24 protein-coding genes are annotated in these 21,681 nt (G+C 53.5%); 13 read left to right on the top strand and 11 right to left on the bottom strand.

All coding sequences use genetic code 11. The features are described 5' to 3' along the window. Positions 1–199: 199 nt before the first annotated feature. The 7 genes from NP590_RS12795 to NP590_RS12765 are packed head-to-tail and all read left to right on the top strand — an operon-like array spanning position 200 to position 4,486. Complete coding sequence (locus tag NP590_RS12795; protein WP_256602832.1) at positions 200–946, top strand: flagellar motor protein; 747 nt, start codon at positions 200–202, stop codon at positions 944–946. A 13-nt stretch (positions 947–959) separates the two neighbouring features. Further along, positions 960–1,835, top strand: coding sequence for a flagellar motor protein MotD (motD, locus tag NP590_RS12790; protein ID WP_256602830.1), 876 nt, complete (start codon positions 960–962; stop codon positions 1,833–1,835). Between the two features lie 33 nt (positions 1,836–1,868). Then, complete coding sequence (locus tag NP590_RS12785) at positions 1,869–2,672, top strand: ParA family protein (protein WP_256602829.1); 804 nt, start codon at positions 1,869–1,871, stop codon at positions 2,670–2,672. Further along, positions 2,669–3,373 (top strand): chemotaxis protein CheW, encoded by a 705-nt coding sequence (locus NP590_RS12780; RefSeq protein WP_256602828.1) that lies wholly within the window; start codon positions 2,669–2,671, stop codon positions 3,371–3,373. The genes NP590_RS12785 and NP590_RS12780 overlap by 4 nt, the downstream gene beginning before the upstream one ends. A gap of 18 nt (positions 3,374–3,391) precedes the next feature. Next, entirely contained in the window at positions 3,392–3,865 is a 474-nt protein-coding gene (locus NP590_RS12775) for a chemotaxis protein CheW (RefSeq protein WP_256602827.1), read from the top strand. Between the two features lie 25 nt (positions 3,866–3,890). Further along, positions 3,891–4,067: a hypothetical protein gene (locus NP590_RS12770; RefSeq protein WP_256602826.1), complete on the top strand. Its 177-nt coding sequence runs from the start codon at positions 3,891–3,893 to the stop codon at positions 4,065–4,067. Continuing rightward, the gene (locus NP590_RS12765; protein ID WP_256602825.1) at positions 4,067–4,486 is read left to right on the top strand and encodes a DUF2802 domain-containing protein; all 420 of its coding nucleotides are present in this window, start codon (positions 4,067–4,069) and stop codon (positions 4,484–4,486) included. The genes NP590_RS12770 and NP590_RS12765 overlap by 1 nt, the downstream gene beginning before the upstream one ends. 13 nt (positions 4,487–4,499) lie before the next feature. On the opposite strand, the gene NP590_RS12760 is transcribed toward NP590_RS12765, so the two are convergent. From NP590_RS12760 to NP590_RS12745, 4 genes are all read right to left on the bottom strand, one after another. Then, complete coding sequence (locus NP590_RS12760) at positions 4,500–5,330, bottom strand: glycosyltransferase family 2 protein (RefSeq protein ID WP_256602824.1); 831 nt, start codon at positions 5,328–5,330, stop codon at positions 4,500–4,502. A 4-nt stretch (positions 5,331–5,334) separates the two neighbouring features. After that, entirely contained in the window at positions 5,335–6,147 is an 813-nt protein-coding gene (locus NP590_RS12755) for a glycosyltransferase family 2 protein (RefSeq protein WP_256602823.1), read from the bottom strand. A 77-nt stretch (positions 6,148–6,224) separates the two neighbouring features. After that, a complete protein-coding gene (locus tag NP590_RS12750; RefSeq protein WP_256602822.1) occupies positions 6,225–7,646 on the bottom strand; it encodes an O-antigen ligase family protein in 1,422 nt (473 codons plus the stop codon). Continuing rightward, a complete protein-coding gene (locus NP590_RS12745; protein ID WP_256602819.1) occupies positions 7,577–8,668 on the bottom strand; it encodes a glycosyltransferase family 9 protein in 1,092 nt (363 codons plus the stop codon). Before NP590_RS12745 ends, NP590_RS12750 begins: the two co-directional genes overlap by 70 nt. Positions 8,669–8,748: 80 nt before the next feature. Between NP590_RS12745 and msbA the strand changes: the two genes are divergently transcribed. Continuing rightward, positions 8,749–10,518 carry a lipid A export permease/ATP-binding protein MsbA gene (gene msbA, locus NP590_RS12740; RefSeq protein ID WP_256602818.1) on the top strand — a complete coding sequence of 590 codons (1,770 nt, stop codon included), beginning with the start codon at positions 8,749–8,751 and terminating at the stop codon, positions 10,516–10,518. 92 nt (positions 10,519–10,610) lie between these two features. Here msbA and NP590_RS12735 read toward each other — a convergent pair whose 3' ends face one another. From NP590_RS12735 to NP590_RS12710, 6 genes are all read right to left on the bottom strand, one after another. Beyond that, positions 10,611–10,772, bottom strand: a complete 162-nt coding sequence (locus tag NP590_RS12735) for a hypothetical protein (protein ID WP_256602817.1) — start codon at positions 10,770–10,772, stop codon at positions 10,611–10,613. Positions 10,773–10,929: 157 nt separating this feature from the next. Continuing rightward, positions 10,930–11,490: a YigZ family protein gene (locus tag NP590_RS12730; RefSeq protein ID WP_256602816.1), complete on the bottom strand. Its 561-nt coding sequence runs from the start codon at positions 11,488–11,490 to the stop codon at positions 10,930–10,932. A gap of 1 nt (position 11,491) precedes the next feature. Further along, positions 11,492–12,235 (bottom strand): ABC transporter ATP-binding protein, encoded by a 744-nt coding sequence (locus tag NP590_RS12725; RefSeq protein WP_256602815.1) that lies wholly within the window; start codon positions 12,233–12,235, stop codon positions 11,492–11,494. Then, positions 12,232–12,990, bottom strand: a complete 759-nt coding sequence (locus NP590_RS12720) for an ABC transporter permease (protein ID WP_256602814.1) — start codon at positions 12,988–12,990, stop codon at positions 12,232–12,234. Before NP590_RS12720 ends, NP590_RS12725 begins: the two co-directional genes overlap by 4 nt. Beyond that, a complete protein-coding gene (locus tag NP590_RS12715) occupies positions 12,990–13,955 on the bottom strand; it encodes an ABC transporter substrate-binding protein (RefSeq protein WP_256602813.1) in 966 nt (321 codons plus the stop codon). The genes NP590_RS12720 and NP590_RS12715 overlap by 1 nt, the downstream gene beginning before the upstream one ends. Before the next feature lie 182 nt (positions 13,956–14,137). Continuing rightward, complete coding sequence (locus tag NP590_RS12710; RefSeq protein ID WP_256602812.1) at positions 14,138–14,485, bottom strand: hypothetical protein; 348 nt, start codon at positions 14,483–14,485, stop codon at positions 14,138–14,140. A gap of 304 nt (positions 14,486–14,789) precedes the next feature. Between NP590_RS12710 and moaA the strand changes: the two genes are divergently transcribed. Genes moaA through NP590_RS12685 form a run of 5 tightly spaced genes read left to right on the top strand, consistent with a single transcriptional unit; the run spans position 14,790 to position 20,569 of the window. Beyond that, complete coding sequence (moaA, locus tag NP590_RS12705; RefSeq protein ID WP_256602861.1) at positions 14,790–15,797, top strand: GTP 3',8-cyclase MoaA; 1,008 nt, start codon at positions 14,790–14,792, stop codon at positions 15,795–15,797. A 17-nt stretch (positions 15,798–15,814) separates the two neighbouring features. After that, positions 15,815–16,177 (top strand): YajD family HNH nuclease, encoded by a 363-nt coding sequence (locus NP590_RS12700; protein WP_256602811.1) that lies wholly within the window; start codon positions 15,815–15,817, stop codon positions 16,175–16,177. After that, the gene (locus tag NP590_RS12695; RefSeq protein WP_256602810.1) at positions 16,174–16,749 is read left to right on the top strand and encodes a DNA-3-methyladenine glycosylase I; all 576 of its coding nucleotides are present in this window, start codon (positions 16,174–16,176) and stop codon (positions 16,747–16,749) included. The genes NP590_RS12700 and NP590_RS12695 overlap by 4 nt, the downstream gene beginning before the upstream one ends. Continuing rightward, positions 16,746–17,219, top strand: coding sequence for a HugZ family pyridoxamine 5'-phosphate oxidase (locus NP590_RS12690; RefSeq protein WP_256602809.1), 474 nt, complete (start codon positions 16,746–16,748; stop codon positions 17,217–17,219). Before NP590_RS12695 ends, NP590_RS12690 begins: the two co-directional genes overlap by 4 nt. 56 nt (positions 17,220–17,275) lie before the next feature. Further along, a complete protein-coding gene (locus tag NP590_RS12685; RefSeq protein ID WP_256602808.1) occupies positions 17,276–20,569 on the top strand; it encodes an EAL domain-containing protein in 3,294 nt (1,097 codons plus the stop codon). Here NP590_RS12685 and NP590_RS12680 read toward each other — a convergent pair. Continuing rightward, positions 20,566–21,681: a transglycosylase SLT domain-containing protein gene (locus tag NP590_RS12680; RefSeq protein WP_256602807.1), complete on the bottom strand. Its 1,116-nt coding sequence runs from the start codon at positions 21,679–21,681 to the stop codon at positions 20,566–20,568. The genes NP590_RS12685 and NP590_RS12680 overlap by 4 nt on opposite strands.

Genomic DNA, 21,681 nt, shown 5'->3' with positions numbered 1-21,681 from the left:
CCCTGGCTCTTGAGCGGTATTGATCATTCTGTTCGCCGCCGGCATGGCTCGATGTGTTGTCAAGCGCAAACATCCGCCATACAGCGATAGGGCGCGACGCTATCGAAGGAAGAGTCCCGGGTACGGTTTTGTTGGAGATGATTCCGGCAAAATGTTGGCGCCTGGATAAAGTGACCGGGTATTTAATAATGTTGAGTGGATGGATATTTTAAGCATCATCGGAGTTCTGGTCGGGTTTTCCGCGATTATCGGCGGCAATCAGCTGGCCGGTGGCGAATTGGGTTCCCTGGTCAATTTTCACGCCTTTGTGATTGTAATTGGCGGAACATTGGGGGCGACCATGCTGCAATTCCCACCCAAGGTCTTTTTGCGCGGCTTACGAATCAGCGTCTGGATATTGATTCCGGAAAAACTGCAAATGCAAAATCAGATTCAGAAGATCGTGCGTTGGAGCTCAATGGCCAGAAAAGAAGGTCTCCTGGGCTTGGAAACGCTGATTGAAAGCGAAAAAGACCGCTTCGCCAAAAAGGGCTTGCAGCTCTTGGTCGACGGCAACGAACCGGAAGTGATTAGAGACAGCCTGGAAGTGGAATTGACCACCAAGGAGCATTTGGACATGCAGGCAGCGAAAGTGTTTGACGCCATGGGGGGGTACTCGCCGACCATAGGCATTATCGGTGCAGTGATAGGCTTGATTCATGTCATGCAGAATCTGGCCAAGCCGGAATTGCTCGGTAGCGGCATTGCCACGGCTTTTGTGGCGACGATTTACGGTGTCGGCTTGGCCAATCTATTGTTTATTCCCATCGCAAATAAATTAAAGTCGCATATTTTTAGAGCCTCTCAAGCGCGCGAAATGTTGATAGAAGGAATTTCCTCGATTGCCGAGGGCGAAAACCCGCGCAATATCGAATTAAAGCTGTCCGGTTTTTTGCTGGAAAATTAACCCGGCAACCCTAATGATCCGCCGCAGAAAAAGATTGATCGATGAAGGGGAGCACCCGGATCGCTGGATGGTATCCTTTGCCGACTTCATTACCCTGCTGTTTGCGTTTTTCGTGGTGATGTATTCGATTTCCTCGGTCAACAAGGGTAAGTACGAAACGTTTTCCGAGTCGCTCGATCAGGCCCTGTTTCACAACGAAAAAGTGCAAAAGGTGGCTGATCCGATTCAGACCGGCAGTATACCGACCCGTATACAACCCATTGAATTACCTAACCTTGTCACGGTAACGGAAGAGGAACACCAGCTCAGCGAAGAAATCATGGAGGAAAAGCGCCGGCTAAACGAAGCGTCCGATGAGTTTCAAAGAGCTCTGCGGCCTTTTGTCGAAAGTGAGTTGGTGGGTATCAAAAAGCACGATTTCTGGGTGGAACTGGAAATGAACAGCGAATTGCTGTTTGCCAGCGGCAAGGCCGAATTATCCCCCAAGGCCATTCCGGTACTGGAGAAAGTGGCCGAGGTCGTGCGTGGCGTGCCCAACGTCATCAATATAGAGGGCTACACGGACGATGTACCGATATCGACCGGCATTTATCCGTCCAATTGGGATTTGTCCTCGGCGCGCGCCACCAGCGTGGTCAAGGAGTTGATTAAAAACAATATTCCGCCGACCCGCTTATCGGCGGTCGGCTATGGAGAATTTCACCCCGTTGCCGATAACACTACCGAGGAAGGGCGATTCAAGAATCGCCGCGTTGTTTTGGTGTTGATGTCGCAGGCGTTTGCCCGCTACGGCATGACGGATGTTCAAAGGGCCAAGGCATTGAAATTAGCGCCTCAAACCGAGGACGATGCGGTTGATCCCGTGTCCGCCCCGCCACTTTTACCCTAAGCACTGCAGGGCGGCTTAAATTTCGGCTCAATTATGAAAATATGGTCTGTTTCCAATCAAAAAGGCGGAGTAGGTAAAACCACTTCCGTGGTGACGCTGGGCGGCCTGTTATCGTCCTGGGGCTTCAAGACCCTATTGGTCGACTTGGATCCGCACGGATCTTTGACCAGCTATTTCAAAATGAATCCCGACGAAGTCGAATGGGGTGTCTACAATCTGTTCCGGGATGCCAGCGAGAAAAAAAAGGATGTCGATCCGGCCGTATACATAGCCCAAACCGAATTTGACGGCTTGGCCGTGTTGCCGGCTTCAACCGCCATTGCCACCCTGGACAGGCAGGTAGCGCAGATGGGCGGAATGGGCTTGGTGGTGTCCACCGCGCTGGGAAAGTTAAAAGACCGCTACGACTATGTCATTATTGACAGCCCGCCGATGCTGGGTGTCCTGATGATCAATGCCTTGGCGGCCTGCGATCATTTGATTATTCCGGTTTTGGCGGAATTTCTGGCCCTGAAGGGTTTGGATAGGATGGTGCATACCATCAACATGGTGTTTCATTCCCGCAAAACAGCGCCCAAATTTACCATCGTGCCGACCATGTTCGACAAACGGACCAAGGCCGCCAGGGAAAGCTTGGTGGCTTTGCATCAGCAATACCCGCATAACGCTTGGGAGTCGGTGATTCCGGTCGATACCAAGGTAAGGGATGCCAGTCGGGAAGGTGTGCCGCTGCCGATTTTCGACAAGACCGCCAAGGCAGTCGAAGCCTATTCGTCGTTATTGGAATTATTATTGCTTGAGAAAGCGGTAGACAAACCATTGGCGAATCGGTCATGAGAGAAACCAAACCACCGCAGCGTATCGTCCAGCAAAGTCTGGCCCTGGATACTTATCTGAGTACCCTGCTGGATGAAATTCCCGAAACGGTGGAGGTGGAGGAGAAACGGAAGCCGGTCGCAAAGCCGGCGGATAAGCCGCTTGAGGCACCCGTGCAAAGGCTTATCGTCGAGCAGCCGTTGTTGCGCCCGTTGCAAAACGAATTGGTAGCGCTCGAAAAGCCGGCTAAGTCGCAACCGCTGTCTATCATGCCGGAATGGGCGCAGCATGAGTTTCAAGCCTTGTTTTTTAAAGTTGAACATTTGATTTTGGCCACACCGTTAACCGAATTGTCCAGAACCATTAAAATCGATCGCAAGCCCGGCAAAATACCCGGTCAACCGTCGTGGTTCATGGGCTTGCTGGATGAGAACGATAGCCGGATCGGCGTGTTGGACACCGGACAGTTGCTTTTCGGTAAACTGCGCGGCAGTCAGCGGGACTTGGAAACCAATCCCTTTAAAAGTATCCTGATTACTCGGGATAAACGCTGGGGGCTGGCGTGCGACGAAATTTTGTCGATAGGCAAGTTAATGCCGGATAAAGTGCGCTGGCGCACCAGTCGGCAAAGAAAGCCCTGGCTGATTGGCACGGTGATAGAAGAATTAACCGCTATCATCGATTTGCAAGAATTGGTACCGCACCGAAAAAGAAAAACCTAACCCTTTTGGATAAACGACATGAGCGAAGATAGAAAACAAAGCGACCCCATCATGCAATGGGTGACTTTTTGCCTGGGCGATGAAAAATACGGTATCAATGTGATGCAGGTGCAGGAAGTCTTGCGTATTACCGAAATCGCCCCCGTGCCCGGTGCGCCGTCTTACGTGCTGGGCATCATCAACCTGCGCGGCAATGTCGTTACGGTCATCGATACCCGCAATCGATTCGGCTTGCCTTCCAAGGAGCCAGATGATGCCGCCCGGGTGGTGATCATAGAAACCGAAAAGCATATCATCGGTATTTTGGTGGACAGCGTGGCGGAGGTTGTGGAAATGCGGGCCTCCGAAATAGAGACCGCGCCGAATGTCGGTAACGAGGAAAGTTCGAAATACATACAGGGCGTGACCAGTCGCGACAATAAACTGTTGATTTTGGTGGATTTGAACAGATTCCTCAGCGAAGACGAAAAAGCTGAGTTGGATATGTTCTAGGCCCTTCTAATTTTGCTGTACAGCCATGACGGAAATTCCTCCCTTATCGCCGAGTCCGGTATTGCCGGCCGTGCATAAGCTTGAACGCGAAAAAGGGCTGGGCAGGGACAAGGGGCGGCGGAAATCCGAGGAAGGATCGGGGAAAAAACCGCCATCGCCGTCCGATGAGCAAGCCGAGCAACATATCGATGAAATTGTCTAATGAATGAGTCTGTTATATGGGCAATTGCCGGCCTTGCATTGGTTTTGTTCGCACTGATGGCCGTGGGTCTGATTTCGGTTTGGCGCCAACAAAAAAGGCTCGCGCAAGAATATCAGTTGTTGCATAAGCAACTGCAGCGCAGCAGCGACGACGTGGCCGGGCTCTGCGCGGCGGCCATTGCGGTCGACAAGCGCTTGTCGGAAAACGAATCCCACCTCTATCGCATGCTCGATAGCTTGAGTTCACCTCAACCCATGCCGGACGAGTTTGAAGTTGCCGAGGAGGAGGTCAGCGAAGGCGGTTACGCAGCGGCCATAGAAAAAATTCGCCTTGGGGCCAGCCTGGACGAATTGGTGAAAAACTGCGGATTAACCCGCGACGAAGCCGTGTTGTTGATGCGTTTACACGGGGCGCATTAATGTTTCTTTCGTATTAGGTATGCGCGGGCAAATATTGATCGACTCCCACTTTGGCCCGAATCAAAGCTTTCTGTTCCAGCCTGTCCAATAGGCGCCGATAATTTTGATCATGTCTGCTACGGTCGTTTTGCCGATGCCATAGATGTAAAACCGGCACGGCGAAGCGGCCTTCCTTGCGTTTAACTCCCAAGTGGATCAAGCGTATCACTAAATCGGAATCCTCATACCCCCAGCCTTGGAAAACTTCGTCAAAACCGTTGACCGCCAAAAAGTCGCTTTTCCAAATGGCCAAATTACAGGTCATGGCTTTTTGCCAAAACTGGGGTTGCCGATAACGCCAGGAATGGAACGGTAGTGCTATCAACGGTAAAAACCGGTTAATGCGCCGTTGCAGCCACAGGCCGATAAAAAAGGCCAGTGATTCCCGGTGCAGGGTTAGCTGATGCGCCAGGACCCGCTCGGTATAAGTTTGGCTTAGCAGCACGCGGTTGCCTGGGACGAAATAACCCAATTCCGCCAGAAGCCGGTGGCGCGAAATGAAATTGGGTAAAGCGATACAGTCCCCGTCCATGAACAGCAGATAATCGCCGCGGCTGATCGCGACCGCCTTGTTGCGGATGGTACCGGCCCGAAAGCCGTTGTCATGGTGATGGATATGTTGTATCGGAATCGGGCTGTGTCGTTGAAAGCCGGCGATTAACTGTTGGGTCGTGGCGCCCGAGCCGTCGTCGGCAATGACGATTTCAAAATGCCTGTCTTGCTGATTCAGTAAACTGATTATGCAGGCCGAGAGTGCTTCGGGCCAGTTATAGGTGGTCACAATAACCGAGATCAAGCCGGGCATAAGACTAGTGCGTTTCGTTGTCCAGTGGCTGCCAACTAAGCTTGGCCGTGGCTGCCTTGGCGTAACGGTAGAATGTGCCTTCGAAATTGCCTAACGCCAACACAAAACCGGCCCAGCCATCCAGAAAACCCAGTTTCAAAACGTAAATCCGAAAAAACGCCCATAAACCATGGCCCAGCGCCCTGCCCATGCTGACCGGTTTGGCGTTGCGCTCCAATTTGCGGGCGCCGAGAGTGGAATAGCGCTGCATTTTGTGCAGCAACTGTTCCAGGTTTTGAAACGGAATCTGAATGATCGAGGATTTAAAGTAGCCTACCGTGCCGTTGACTTTATATCCTTCGTGCACTTCAGCCGCGTCATCGAATATCAAGGCCTGTTTGCGGAACAGTTGCGGCTGGCGGTAATCCGGATACCAGCCGCAATACCCGATCCAGCGTCCCATGAACCAATTGCGCCGGGGCACATAATAGGCGTCCGCCGTGGGGTTCGCAAGTATGCTCAAGATTTCGGCCTTGGCTTCCGGGGTACAGCGCTCATCCGCATCCAGGCTGAAAATCCACTCATGCGAGCATGAAGCTATGGCATCGTTGCGCAATTTACCGAAGGTGGTAAACGGGATTTGCTTAACGGTAGCGCCTAGGTCTTGCGCAATTTTCGCGGTATCGTCGCTACTGTTGGAATCAAGCACCAGCACTTCATCGGCCCATTGCGCGCTTTGAATCGCATCGGCGATTTTGTCGGCCTCGTTGTAAGCGATGATGTAGACGCTGAGTTTGGGGCACTGTATTGCCGGGTCGGGGGATATGGGGTTGGTCATGCGGCAAATCCTAAATTAATTCGGCGGAGGGATAAGTGTTCTGTCTTCATTTGCTCTGAAAGTGACAATTTTTTGGCTCAAGGCAACTTGTGAGCAGACATAAGTGACACAAATGCGGAAGTGATTTTGGGCGACATCCTTAGCGGCGTTTCTCCGCTGGGTGATGATGTTGCGAAATTACGAGCGTTGGGTGTCTGATCCGATATTCGCTGCGCTTCGCCTTGCGGGGATGACTGCGGTGTCAAGTAGAGCGCCAGCAAAAACATAAACCAATGGCCTTCCGTGTGATCCATCAGAGATGAGTTGAAAAGACAGCTCGTAAGCAGGCTAAGCCAAACGCCTTGCGGCAGCCAGCGTTGCGCTTGCGGCAAACCGGCCGTTGAACGCAGAACCGCCGCCAAAAATGCCAGGAACAGCAGCAAGCCCGGTATACCCAATTGTGCTGCCATCAATAAATATTCGTTATGCGGGTTGATCAAAATGGGGTGGCCTGGGAACAGCTGTTGAAATTTATACGGGATGCCGCCGGCACCTTCGCCCAGCCAGGGAGATTGTCCGATGATGGTTAAGGTATCTCGCCAAAATCCCAGGCGTAAGCCCATGGAGGTATGCTCAACACTCGGGTCTCGTTGATAAAAATTTATCGATTCTTCTATGCCCTCAAAAAAGCGCGCCGAATAAGGGGAGAAAAACATAAATACGCAAAACAAGGCCACGGTAGCCATGCCCAATAAAAGAGCCGTTCTAAAACTGAAAACCTGCAAAAAAAATAAGGCGGTCAGCAACAGAAAAGTTAGTTGGCCCGTTCTGCCGTCGGTGGCGACAAAAAGATCGAAACCCACCAGCAGTAATACCGTCGCCCAGAGTAAGCGGGATGCGTCATTTCGGTAAAGTCTGTGCATGCTGAAAAAACCTAAAAATGCCATGAACAGGCTGTGGGTGATACGGCTTTTAAGGAAACGGTCAACCCATTCGGGCGATAACAAATCAAAGTAACCCAGCAAGGAAAAAGCCAAGCTGCTTATCAGGGCGGCAAGCAAAAACTTTTCGCAAAGTTTTTGCCGCTGTTGCGTGGAAAGGAAAGCGGGCAATATCAGCAAAAGCAGCAGTATTCGATATTTGGATATCATTGCCAAGGCTTTTGGAAATGGGGCCGAGGAATAGCTGGCGCTGAGTATCAGTGCGCTGAACAATAACAGGGCAAAAAATGTGGCTTGGTTATGTTTGACGATAGCGGCGGCGTTTTTGTAGCAGCCGGCTGTCAGCCATAACAGGAATATCAAAATCGATACCACAAGCGTGAGGGCGGTTGAAAAATGAATGGCGACGATCAAAACAGGCAGGGTTTTTTCACCGATCGACAATGCCTGAGTTTGTAGTTGCTTGGGGTGGCTGAAAAGCGGCATGTTTTTGTTGGTTGGAATGGGGTTTAAGACATGCCAGGCAATGATCCGGCTATGATGTTGACGACCCGAGCCGCCTTGAGAGTATCTAGACATGCGCTGTGGCTGTTTCTATTTCTTTCGCAGCCTTCCAGTTGACAGGGCACGCAGCCCAGCTCGTTTTGACCCTGAATCAGATAAACGTTGCCCACCCGTTGCGTGCCAGCCGAGGCGAAGGGCGCTGCATCCGCCGCATAATCTCGTGGCCACGGCGCCCATTTTTTCGGATCGGTCGGGCCGAATAGCGCGTAAGTCATGGTTCCGGTCGCGGCGGCCAAATGCGTGATGCCGGTATCTGGGCCGACGAACAATTCGGCGTCGCTTATCAATGCAGTCAATTCCGCCAAGCTTAATTTGCCGGCCAGATTCATCGTCTCGGCCGGCAGCTGTTGCTGAAATTGCCGCAAGCGGTTTAATTCGTCGCTTTCCCCGCTGCCGGTCAACACGATGGCTAGGCCGCGTTGGTTCAAAAACGCCATCAGTTGCAGCCAGCCTTTCGCATGCCATTGTTTATAGCGCCATTGCGGCATGATGTGCAGTACCGCGTAGGGCTGTGTCGGCGGCGAATAGGAAATCTTGTCGGCGCGGGGCGGCGTTAGCCGGTAGCGGGGCGCGATGCCCAGCAATGGGCAAAAACGCAGATTCTCGAGTACGGCATGGTCATAGTCCTTGCGGAATATCAGCCAACGGCTCAAAAGCCATTTTTTCCACCAGGCTTTGCCGGGATCGTCCGGTACAAAGCCCAGGCTGATCTTGCCCGCCAAAACGGCACATAATACTGGCCGGTCGCCGGCCTGGGTTGAAATAGCCAAATCATAACGCCGGTACAATTTGCACAGTAATTTTGCAAATGCCGGTACGCTGATTTTTTTCGGCAGTGGGATCAATTGCTTGATGTCGGGATTGCCTTCCAGCATGGCTGTATTGCCGGCCGGCAACAGCACGTCGATACCCGCGTCCGGGTAGGTCTGTTTCAATGAGCTGATCAGTGGCGTCGTTAATAAGGTGTCGCCCAAAAAGCGCAGGGTTATCACCAAAACGCGTTTAGGCTGTATATTGATAAGTTCGGCTGCGGGCATTAAAGAAATGTGTAGCTGGATGCGAAGGTCAATTTTAAGGGTAAAAACTATTGAACAGGTTGGAAAATTCAAACAAAAGCATGACGGATAGCCAAGTCTACAAGCGTTTGATGCGTTTTGTGTTGCCGTATTGGCGCATGTTTATCGTTAGCGCCGTCGGATTTGCGATTTATGCCGCCACGGAGCCGGCGGTGGTGATGATTATTCAGCGCATCATTGACAGTTTCAGCAGTCCGGACAGAAGCAATATTCAGTATTTGCCGCTGCTTTTTATCGTGTTGTTCCTGATCCGCGGCATCGGCGCCTTTTTGGGTAATTATTATCTGGCGCGTATCTCGGGCAATGTGATTCACAAATTACGCTGCGCCATCTTCGATCATTATACCCGCTTATCCGTGCAGTATTTCGATAGCCATAACAGCGGCTACATGATTTCGCGGATCACCAACAATATCGGCGAGGTTACCCGAGCCACCTCCGATTCCGTCAGGTCTTACGTGCGAGAGGGTTTTACCGCGCTCGGATTGCTCTGGTATCTGACCTATACCAACTGGCAGCTGTCGCTGGTGTTTTTGGCGATTGCACCCGTTGTCGCGGTGATGGTGCGATATGTGGGCAAGCGCTTGAAGCGCTTGAGTCGCAACATGCAGGATACGGTCGGTGATTTAACCCACATCACCTCGGAAATGGTGTCCGCCAACCGCATCGTCAAAAGCTTCGGCGGCGAGGATTACGAGCGGCGGCGCTTCAAGGATTGCAGCCTGGAAAACCGCAAGCAATACCGCAAGTTGATCATGACGGTATCGCTGAACAATCCCTTGATGCAACTGCTGATTTCCTTTGCCCTGGCCGGCATGATGTACTTGGCGCTTATCATGATGGAATCCTCGAGCGCCGGTGAATTCGTCGGTTTTTTCACGGCGGCATTCCTGTTGCCCAAGCCGATCCGCAATTTAAGCGATGCCAATGCCGAGATATTGCGCGGCATCGCGGCGGCCGAAACCCTGTTTGAGGTACTGGACGAACCCGTAGAGGTAGATAGCGGCGATTATCAAACCGATCGCGTGCGGGGACGGATAGAATTCAAAAACCTCAGTTTCAGTTATCCGGGGAGCGAAGCGCCGGCCTTGTCGAATATCGACTTGGTGGTCGAGCCGGGCCAGACTGTCGCCCTGGTAGGCGCCTCCGGAGGCGGGAAGAGCAGCTTGATCAATCTATTGCCGCGTTTTTACGATTACGCGCGGGGAGAGATTCTGATCGACGGGGTCGAGTTAAAACGCTATTCCTTGGCTTGTTTGCGCGGGCAAATTGCGTTGGTGAATCAGAATGTCACGCTGTTCAATACCAGCGTGGCCAATAATATAGCCTATGGTACTTTGCAGGGAGCGCGGCGCAGTCAGATAGAGCGGGCCGCAAGCGATGCTTATGCGATGGATTTTATCAACAAAATGCCGCAAGGCCTGGATACCGAAATCGGCGAAAACGGCGTCAAATTGTCCGGCGGTCAGAGGCAGCGGCTGGCATTGGCGCGAGCCTTGTTGAAAGACGCGCCGATCTTGATTCTGGATGAAGCAACCTCCGCCCTGGACACCGAATCGGAACGCTATATTCAGGCCGCGTTAAGCCGTGTCATGCAAGGACGCACCACATTCGTGGTTGCGCATCGCTTGTCCACTATCGAGGGCGCGGATGTGATTTTGGTGATGGACAAGGGGCGGATAATCGAACGAGGTTCCCACAACGAACTTCTGAAATTGGACGGGGCTTACGCCAAGCTGCATAAGTTGCAGTTTGAAGCCGGCGGTGTTTCGGATAGCAGGGAACCCAAACCCGTGCGGCGGGACAGTTAAGCGAAAGGCAAAAAAAACCCCGCCGAGGGGCGGGGCTAAGGAGTTAACAGGACTATGACTGTCAGGGTACAACGAGGGAGGTACAACAAAACTTATGCTCGGAACGAGCCGGAAAAATCGAGATTACTAGCAATAGTGGCCGCGCCGAACAACAGTGTGGAGAGCATGAACTCGCCGGACATGAAGCCGAACACGCCAACGGTAAAAAATACGCCGGTTAAAATATCTTTATACAGATTGCTGGATTTGCTCATTTGAAGCTCCTAGACTGAATTTCAGTCGATGCAATGAAGACGACTTAACTATAACGGCTATTTTTTTATTTACAATATGGTGCCTCGTGCATGGTTTGTTCCTTAAAATGAAACAATAAGTCATATTCTCGTCATATTTCTTGAGTAAATTACTAGGTTATTGAAATATAAGCCGAAAAGCCTCCAGTTGGTGTTTTGGGAGTTGAACCCGAAGCCGAATTTCCGCGGCGAAATCTTGTTGAATGATTTCGCCGTCCAGTTTTTTTAATTGATATTCCAGCATTTGCAGCTGGCTGTATGGCAAATTCAGCTGTAAAACCACCCGTTCCACATGGTCGACAATTTCGGCGGACTCGATGACTTGCTTGGCGATATTGCCGTATGCTCGCGTCAGACCGCCCGCTCCCAGCTTTACCCCGCCGAAATAACGGATTACCGCGACGCACAGGTTGATCAATTGTTTTCCTTCCAAATGTTGAAAAATGGGCTTGCCGGCGGTGCCGCTGGGTTCGCCGGCATCGTAAAAGCGGCAGACCAGGCCATCCGGTGTTTTAATCCGGTAGGCATAGACAATATGACTAGCATTGGGATGTTGCGCATGCAGGTTTTTTAACTGTGCCAAGGCCTCGGCTTCGGATTGGCAAGGACTGATCGTGCCGATGAAACGGGATTTCTTGATGATTTCCTCGCATTCGCAAGGTTTGACGACGATTTTCACCTTATAGCAGTCCGCCGATTTCCGGGTGATTTTGCAGCAATTGTTGGCGAAAACTCTCGGTGAAGGCTTCATCGTGGCGCCGGTCGCGGGCGATAGGCACTTCAATGTCGCTGATCACGCGCATTGGCGAAGGCGATAGGAAAATCAGCCGATCGGCCAGGGCGATGGCTTCGCGCAAATCATGGGTGACGAATAAAACCGTATGCGGTCGCTTGAGCCACAATGAATACAGCAGACTCCTGACTTGGCGCGCCGTGGGCGCGTCCAGGGACACGAAGGGTTCGTCCATCAACAAAATGTCGGGGTCTATGGCGAAGGCGCGGATGATGGCGACCCGGCGCTGCATGCCCAGGGATAAACGCTCTGGATATTGATGTTGGGCATCCAGCAGTTGCATGCTGTCCAACAGGCTGTCTATCAAGGCGGCCGGCGGAGCCTGCTGAAAAACCACTTCGATATTTTGTCTGACGCTGAGCCAAGGTAGCAGGCGCGGATTTTGAAATACGTAACCGATGGACGGATTCTTGCCGGCCGTACCCATGTCGATCCGGCCATCGTAATGCCGGTCCAGGCCGGCGATCATGTTCAACAGCGTGGTTTTGCCGCAGCCCGACGGACCCACCAGACAAACGAACTGGTGGGGATGGACCACAAGCTCCAGTTCGGCAATGGCATGGTGGCGTTGGTCGGCAGCGTTCGGCAACGCAAAGGTTTTGTTGTCGATGCGGATACGGATGTCGCTCATCGCCGCCACCGTTGGCTTCTTCTGTCCAGCGGTTTCAAGAAACCCACTTCCATCAGCTGGATTACCGCCACGAAAGCGAAGCTATACGCCAACAGGCTGGCTACATCGAACAGCTGGAAAAAAATATGCAATTGATAGCCCATGCCGTTGCTACGGCCCAAAAGCTCCACCACTAGAATGATTTTCCAGATCAAGGCCAGACCCGAACGGGTGGCGGCCATCACGAAGGGATGCAACTGCGGCCAAATCACATATTTAAAGATTTTGCCCTTACCGAAGCGGTAGCTTTGCGCCATTTCCAGCAAATCCTTGTCCAGGGCGCGCGCGCCCTCGCGGATGGTGACGATGACGTTGGGTATTTTATTGATCACCACCGCCAGTATTGCCGCCGATTCGACCAGTCCGAACCAGACATAACACAGAATGATAGTGACCAGGGCCGGGATGTTCAGAAAAATCACCAACCAGTTATCGAAGAACGCGTCCAATGTCTTGTTTTTGCCCAGGACGATGCCTATCGCGCAACCCAGCAACATCGCCACGCCAAAACTGCCCAGCAAGCGTAGCAGGGTTATGCCGAGATGATAGGGCAGTTCGCCGGAAAGAGTGGCTCGCCAGAAAGTTGCGGCCACCAAGGCGGGGCCTGGCAGCGTCGGACTGTGCAGCGTCAGCGCCAGAAGATGCCAGACTGCCAGTAATAATGCTATCGATGCAACGGCCAGTATTTTGTTACGTCGGCTTTCCTTAGAAGGCATCAATCAGCGGACCAGAAGGTGCCGGGTTGCAATTGTTCGCTTTTGCCGGTGAGTTTGTTGTCGCTTAATTGATGCAAGAGGCGATAAATCTGCTCGGCGGCCTTATGCCCGGCATCGCCCCATTGTTTAATGTGGCCTTGGCAATAGCGGTTTCTCAGTTGGTTTTGGGTGTTGGTATCGTCGGTTTCGGTCAGGTTGGCGATTTGCCGCCAAGCGTTGTCCGAGTCGCACAAACTGCGTTTGGCGGTTTGCGCCGCTTGCATGAATTGTTGCAGGTCGGCTCTATGCTGATCCGCCCAGTTCCGTCTGAAGACATAGCCCAAGCTGGGAACGGCTTCCGTTATGCCCAGTTGGCGAATGATGTCTTCGCCGCTCAGTAATTGCCGGTAACCCCGCGCTTCCAGGCGGGCGGCAAATTGCCAATACGTCAACAAAGCGTCTATGCGCCCGCTGGATAATTGCTGGTTCAACAAGGGTGGCGCCGCATAGACTTTTTCCACGGATTTATTCAAGTCCAGGCCATGTTGTAAGCCCAGGGCCTGCAGCAAGGACCAGTTTTTGTCCAGCTCGCCGCCGGCGATGCCGAGTTTTTTGCCTTGCAAATCGGCCAGGGTTTTGATGCCGCTGTCGGCGGCCACCAGCAAACCGCCGGCACTGGTGGAATAAGGGTAAAAGGTGAAGTCGCCGCCTTGCGCGCGCATGGCGGACACCCAGATCCAATCGGAAACTATCATGTCCACGCTACCCGCCTGCAAGGCTACTTTGCCGGCTTGCTGATTGGCAAGTTCGACAGTTTCCAACTTGAAGCCGGCATTTTCCAGCAGGTTTTGATTTCGCATCGCCGCCAATTCCCAGGCCAAGGTGCCCGATGCCAGCACGCCCAGGCGTATGCTCGTTGGTTCCGCGCCGCTGGCGAGGTTGGAGAACAAGGTGAAAAACGCAAACAACAGAATTTTGGATGTCATCGTAAAACCCGACCGGTTTGATTTAAGCGAGCGGCAATTTTAACGCAGGCAAGGGCAATCGGAGAATGTTTCCGGGCTGAATAGGCTTGATGTTTTGCTCCGAAAACATGCGTTCGGTACCGACGGGGCATAAGCCGCTTGGGAACGATTCCCACGAACCCCGATGACCGATGGGCGTGGCCTCAATAACGTAGCGTGAGCTTACACTTTCCCACTACCCGATTGGCAAATGAACTATCGCTGCTTTCCAGGGGGGTAACGTCCATGTCGCAGCCTATGGGGGTGTCCTGGAGTTTGGCCGGTTCCGACAAGGGTTTATTGGCGGGGTTTGAATTTCCGGCGCGCGGTTGGTTTTGCGCATTGGGGTCCAGCCATTTGTCCGATAAGGTCAGTACCAGTTTGTCTGCTTTGGCAAAGTCGGCCGGGGTCGGGGGTTCGGCAGCGGCGGCCAGGGCATGACTCAGTAAAGAACCAAGTATTAGGGGCTTAATCAAACGGTGGTCTAGGCAAAAAAAATCAACGGTCTTCATGATTTTTCTCCTGTAAAAACTCTTCTTATGCAATAGGTTTAGCCGATAAACCCAAAATTGCAAATTTCAGCGCCATTTGATTTTCTTCCAGGTGAAAGCCGTCTTTGCAACCAGTTGCCGACTTGGCTGTCTGATCCGTAAGTTAAAAACTGCTCGGCCGGCATCGATATATATTTCCGTTTGCGCAATCCGCCACAAGCTGCGGAGCAGGTAAAAAAACCTGGGCTTTAGGCCGGAAAGCTTGGAAATAATCAGCGTTGCCAGCCTGTGTTACCATTTGCAAGTCTACATTTACAGCATAGCCATGAATGATTCCAACCACCCCGCCAAGCTAGTCGATCGATTTGGCCGTGTCGTCAATTACTTACGGGTTTCCATTACCGATCGCTGCGATTTTCGTTGTGTCTACTGCATGTCGGAAGACATGGTGTTTTTGCCGCGCAGACATATTTTGACGCTGGAGGAAATTCAGTTTATCTGTCGCGCCTTTACCGAGTTGGGGGTGGGCAAGATACGGGTTACCGGTGGCGAGCCCTTGGTAAGAAAGGGTGCGCTGGACTTGTTGCGGCAACTGGGAACGTTGCCGAATCTGAATGAGCTGGTGATGACCAGCAACGGCTCAAAATTGGCGCATATGGCGCACGATTTAAGGGCAGCCGGCGTAAAACGCCTCAACATCAGTCTGGATACCCTGGATCCGGCGCTATTTAAAGTCTTGACCCGTACCGGCGATCTGGAAAATGTGCTCAAGGGTATCAACGTGGCTCGCGATGCGGGTTTTCAGCGCATCAAGCTGAATGCGGTGATACTGAAAAATCGCAACCATCACGAGGCGACCGATTTGGTGCGGTTTGCCGTTGACAGGGGTTTGGATATCAGCTTTATCGAAGAAATGCCCTTGGGCGCTGTGGATAGCCACAATCGGGCCGAAGCCTATTACCCCAGCCAGTCTATCAAGCAGGATTTACAGCGACGTTTTGGCTTGCAAGCCGTACCCCACAAAACCGGTGGCCCGTCGGATTATTTTCGGGTAGTGGGCAGCGAAACCAATGTGGGTTTCATTTCGCCGCACAGCGCCAATTTCTGCGCCAGTTGCAATCGGGTGCGCCTGACGGCGGAAGGCCGTTTGCTGCTTTGTCTGGGTAACGAGCATTCGGTCGATTTAAAAGCCGTGGTCAGGCAATACCCGGGAGACATGCCCGCATTGAAGCAGGCTATCATTGATGCCATGCGGATCAAGCCCGAAAAACACGAATTCAATATCCATGAACAGCCGGTCATTCTGCGTCATATGAGCGCTACCGGCGGTTGACGCAAGCGGAGAAAGCCATGTCGCACAACAAAGCCCATCAAATCGTTGCCGAAGCCCGGCGCAACAAAGAAGAACGCGAGAAAGGTTATCGGGAGCAGGCGTTAAGACTGTTTCCCTGGATTTGCGGCCGCTGCGCGCGCGAATTCGACCATAAAAACCTGCGCGAATTGACCGTGCATCATACCGATCATAATCATGACAACAATCCCGCCGACGGCAGCAATTGGGAGCTATTGTGTTTGTATTGCCACGATAACGAGCATCAACGCTACGAAGAACAAAGCCGGTACGGCGGCAAGGGCGGCACGGAAGCCAAGGGGCCGCAAGCCACCTTTAGTCCGTTTGCCGATTTGAAGAGCATGTTGCAAAATAACAAATGAACAAATGCAAATGGGCCTTGGCCAGCAGCTCCGAAGAGCATTACCACGACCATGAATGGGGCGTGCCGCTGCATGACGACCGGCAACTGTTCGAATTTCTGGTATTGGAAGGCGCCCAGGCCGGCCTGAGCTGGCGTACCATTTTGAACAAGCGCGAAGCCTACCGGCGGGCATTCGACCGTTTCGATGCGGAAAAAATTGCCGCCTACGGCCAAGACAAACTCGATGCCTTGCTGGCCGATCCCGGTATCGTGCGCAATCGCTTGAAAATTCAGGCCGCCGTGGCCAATGCCAGGGCGTTCTTGGCGGTGCGGCGGGCCCACGGCAGTTTCGATGCCTATATTTGGGGCTTTGTCGACGGCGAACCTAAACAAAATGCCTGGCGGACGCACGGCCAAATCCCGGCTTTCAGTGCAGAGTCCGCCGCCATGAGCCGGGATCTGCAAAAACGCGGCTTCAAATTTGTTGGTAAAACCATCTGTTACGCCTACATGCAGGCGGTGGGCATGGTGAACGATCACACTATCGATTGTTTCCGTCACGCGCAATTGGCCACGGCGGAATGGACATGACCGACTCGGAACCGGATAGTCTACAAACCGGCTGCGATGCATTGATCGCCCGATCGAACAGCCTGTTGTTGGCGAGTAGTTCCGTTGCCGGGGAAGCCGCCATCAGCTATGCGCCTTTTATACGCGACGATGCCGGGTTTTATATTTTTGTCAGTGCATTGGCCTCGCATACCCAAAATCTGCTTGCCCGCCCCCGGGCGTCCATTTTGTTCATGGAACCGGAGGCCGATGCCGGCAACCCGTTCGCCCGCCGGCGCCTGACCTTTGCTTGCCGGGTGGTGGAAATCGGCAAGCACGACGAGCGTCATGCATTGAAGCTGGATGCCATGGCGGCAAAATTCGGGGAAATCGTAGCGGTTTTGCGTAGCCTGCCGGACTTTCATCTGCTGTTGTTGCAACCCGAGCAGGGGCGGTTTGTGGCCGGGTTCGGCAAAGCCTTCAGCGTCGACGGCAAGGGGCGTTTGCTGTAGCCATGCCCGTTTCTCCATAAACCGTGTGAGTCTGGCGTTAAACTTTTTAAAGGATTATGCAAACCTTAAAACATAAAATTGTGCTGAATATGGCGGCGGCGGCGGCTTACTTGGTGGCCGGCTGGTTCGGTACCTTGTTGGCTACTCCGCCGAGCAACGCCAGCCCGATTTGGCCGGCGGCGGGCGTGGCTTTGGCGTTGATGCTGGTATACGGCGAAATCGTGTTGCCCGGGATTTTTTTGGGCGCATTGTTTGCGCAGTTTTATGCCTTTCTGGAATTGTCCTCTCCCGCCAAGTTGTTGGAATCGGCATGGGTGGGCTCGCTGGTGGCTATCGGTTGCTGTGCCCAGGCCTGGCTGGGTATGTGGTTGGTTAACCGTTACGTGGGCCGGCACGATCCCCTGATCGAAGATAAAAAAATACTGCGTTTTTTTTTCTTGATTGCCGCCAGTTGTCTGGTGTCGGCCACGGTGGGGGTGACGTATTTGACTTTTCGCGGTGTGATAGGCCTGTCGAATGTCGCCAGCAGTTGGGCGACCTGGTGGGTGGGAGACACGATAGGCGCGGTGGTTTTTGCCCCTATGAGCCTGATATTTATCGGGCGGCCCAGGCCGCTCTGGCGCGCCCGGCGCAACTTTGTCTTGCTGCCGCTGTTGATCGTGATTTTACTGGTGGTTGCCGCCTTCGAACTCAGCATGCGCCAGGAACATCAACGTCTGGCCAGCCAGTTTCAGAGGCAGGTCGACTTGTTGCACGCCACGATACAAGAGCATTTGCACGACCATTTGGCGACCAATTCGGCGCTTAAGGCGCTGTTCGACAGTTCCAAACAGGTCGATAGGGAAAACTTTAAGCTTTTCGCCGAGTCGATTCATGATAGGCGCAGCAGCATTCTGGAGTGGACGCCACGGGTGGCTGGCGCGGAGCGCGCGGACTGGGAAAGTCGGCATCAAGCCATGATTCGCGAGTTGACCGGGGAAGGCGGGCTGGAGCCGGCAAGGCCCAAGGCCGAATATTTTCCGGTCACCTTCCTGGTTCCCTTGTCCGGCAATGAAATGGCTCTGGGCTTCGATATTTCAAGCAACCCCAAGGTAGCGCCTCAAATTTTTCAAAGCCTCGAAAGCGGCAATACGCTGGCTACCGGGCCGATCCGGCTGGTCCAGGATAATGTCGGCCGGCAGGGCGTGGTGATTTACTCGCCGGTATACCGCTCGAAAGCCTTGCAGACCCCGCAAGCGCGCAAACATGCCTTCCTGGGTTTCGTCGCCGGCGTCTTTCGGATCGATCTGGATATTCAATTGATATTCGAGAAGTTGGGCGACAGGGAATTGCAGCTGTTGCTGACCATTCACGACGGCGATGAATTGATTTACAGCAATCTGCCGGCCGATTTTCACCGTACCCTGCAGTTTTCCGACTTGGGCCTTAGCCAGCAAATCGATTTTGCCGGCCGGCAGTGGCGAGTGGATTACCTGCCCGCCGCCAATTTTTTCGATCAGCAGCAGTCCTTGCGCTTTAACTGGTTAATTCTAGGCGGCTTTTTATTGTGCGGTTTGACCGGTTTCGGTTTGCTGTTGTTGACGGGGCGCACGGCGCGCGTGGAGGAGATCGTCGAAAAACGCACCGAGGATCTGTTGCGCAGCAATGAGGCCCTGAATCAGGAAATTGCCATTCGCCGTCGGCAGGAACACGAATTGCGGGTGGCCGCAACCACCTTTGAATCGCACGAAGCGATTGCAGTTACCGACGCCGCGGGCACGATTTTGCGGGTGAACCGGGCCTTTAGCGAAATCACCGGTTACAGCGCGGCGGAAGCCGTGGGGCAAAACCCGCGCCTATTGTCGTCCGGTTATCACGATCACGAGTTTTACCGGCAAATGTATAAACAGCTGAGCAAAAACAATCAGTGGAAGGGCGAAATCTGGAACCGGCGCAAAAACGGCACCGTGTTTCCCGAACTGTTGACGGTAACCGGGGTGCGGGACGAGCAAAATCAATTGACGCATTACGTGGCGATATTTTCCGATGTCAGCGATAAAAAAGCCGCCGAACAGGAAATTCATAATCTGGCCTTTTACGATCCCTTGACCAACCTGCCGAATCGCCGCTTGTTGCTGGACAGGCTGCAACAGGAAATCGCCGCCGCCAAGCGCCAATTGCGCTATGGAGCGTTGTTCTTTCTGGATCTGGATCATTTCAAAAAACTCAACGACTCCCGCGGTCATCAGGTGGGGGACGAGTTGTTGATTCAAGTGGCGCGGCGCTTGCAGTCAATCATCCGCGAAGAGGACACGGCCTGCCGCCTGGGCGGCGACGAGTTCATCGTCATGGTGCCCGGCCGCTTTTTGAGCCTGCAACAGGCCACCAATCACGCCGCCATGCTGGCCGAGAAGATTTTACTGGCCATCAATCATCCCTTTGAGGTGCAAGGCAGCGAGCACCATTTCTCCACCAGTATCGGGGTGACCTTGTATCCGGAAACCGCCGATCAGCCCGAAGACATCATTCAGCAGGCCGACACCGCCATGTATCGGGCCAAGGAAAGCGGGCGCAACAGTATCAGCTTTTTCAAGCCGGCCATGCAGGCGGCGGCGGACAGGCGATTGACGCTGGAAAAAGAAATGCGCCGAGCCTTGCAGGAGCAACAGTTCGTGCTGCATTATCAGCCGCAGGTCAACGACGAGCCGCGGGTGGTAAGCGCCGAAGCCTTGATTCGCTGGCAGCATCCGGAAAAAGGCATGATTTCGCCGGCCGAATTCATCCCGCTGGCGGAAGATACCCATCTGATTTTACCGATAGGCGCCTGGGTGCTGCATGAAACCTGCAGGCAGATCAAGGCCTGGGACGAGCAAGGACATAAAATCGACCATGTGGCCGTGAATGTCAGTTCCCGGCAATTCCGCCAGGCCGGTTTTGTGCAACAGGTCAGGCAGGCCCTGCTGGATACCGGCGTCAACGCCAAACGCTTGGTCATCGAGTTGACCGAGGGTTGCGTGATCGAACACATCGACGACACCATAGCCAAAATGCACGCCTTGCAGGCCATGGGAGTTAGGATATCCATCGATGATTTCGGGGTGGGTTATTCCTCGCTGTCTTACCTGAAAAGCCTGCCGCTGAGCCAGTTAAAGATCGATCAAAGCTTTGTTCGCCACATCAATGATCCGAATGCGGCGGTTATCGTCGAAACCATCATCATGATGACCAAAAGCCTGGGTTTAAATGTGATCGCCGAAGGGGTGGAAGAGCAGGCGCAGATAGACTTCTTAAAAGCCAAGGGCTGTTCGTTTTATCAGGGCTACTACTACGGCCGGCCGGTTCCCGCCGATGCGTTTAAATTTAGCCTTTAAAAATCCTGCAACAGGCCGGGGATGCCCAGTTTCTGTATCCGCGCCGCATTATCGGCTTCTTCATAGGCCAACAGTCCGCCCTCCCGTTGCCATAGTTTGAAAGCCAGGGCGTAAGCCAACACCCGAATCGGGTAATCGCGCGGCAGTTGCTGGATGTAGGGCTGCATGGTGACAAAGTCGCTGGCACCGTATTGTTGCATGATGAAGCGCGGGCCGCCGTTATGCGGGCCGATGTTGTAAGCCAGCAACCCCATGAACAAGTCGCCTTTCATTTCCGCCAGATAATGTTTCAGCGTGGCGGCGGCAATGAAGGCATTGTGGCGCGGATTGGCCAAATCCAGCTGTTTGACGTCCAGTTTTTCCTCGGCTTGCCGCAAAATGGCTTTCGGTACGGCGGTGATTTGAAACAAGCCCTGGCCGCCGTCCCGACTGGTGCGCGGTTGAAAAGAGGACTCGGTGGCGGCGATGCCGTACAACAGATGTTCGTCCACCGCAAACGCTTTAGCGGCCCGCGCAATATCGGCCGCGAACGGTTCGGCGCGCTGGATCATTTTCAATAATTGCGCCTGATTGTGGCGGCGATAAGCCGCATAGACCTGATGCGCCAAAGTCGCCCGCGCAGCTTGTTGTTTACCGCCCACCAAGCCGCGAAAATGGCTGAACACCGGAATATAGCCGTCGTGAAGCACAAACCACAGCAAGCCGATGGCCATGCTAATAGCCAGTCCGGCGGGCAAGGCCGCCATTGCGGCCTTCATCCGGCCGCGCCATTGCAGCCAAACCAACAGGGCCGCGGCGCAAAAAACCACCCACAACGCTACTCCCGCCGCGAAGGGTAGCAGGCTGCCGAAAAAGCCCGAGCCGGAAAATGAACTGGCCGAGGAACCCAAAATCAGCATGGTTCCCAGAACGGCGCAAATTGCCAATCCGGACCATTCCAGGCTCAACAGCAACAGATTCCGCCGGCTCCAGAACTCGGCTTGCCGGCGTGGTTTGCGCACCGTTGTTTTGCGCGGTTTGCCCGGCTTTTTGCCGGCGGAAGCCGGGGCTTTATTCGGCTTGCCGGTGGCCGGTCTTGGGCGGGAAACGGCGGGTTTCGGACTAATGGCCAC

It is taken from the genome of Methylomonas subterranea (assembly GCF_024505185.1).
GTDB lineage: Bacteria > Pseudomonadota > Gammaproteobacteria > Methylococcales > Methylomonadaceae > Methylomonas > Methylomonas subterranea.
Note: the sequence above shows the minus strand (reverse complement) of the source record. Positions and strands in the feature narration are given on the sequence as shown.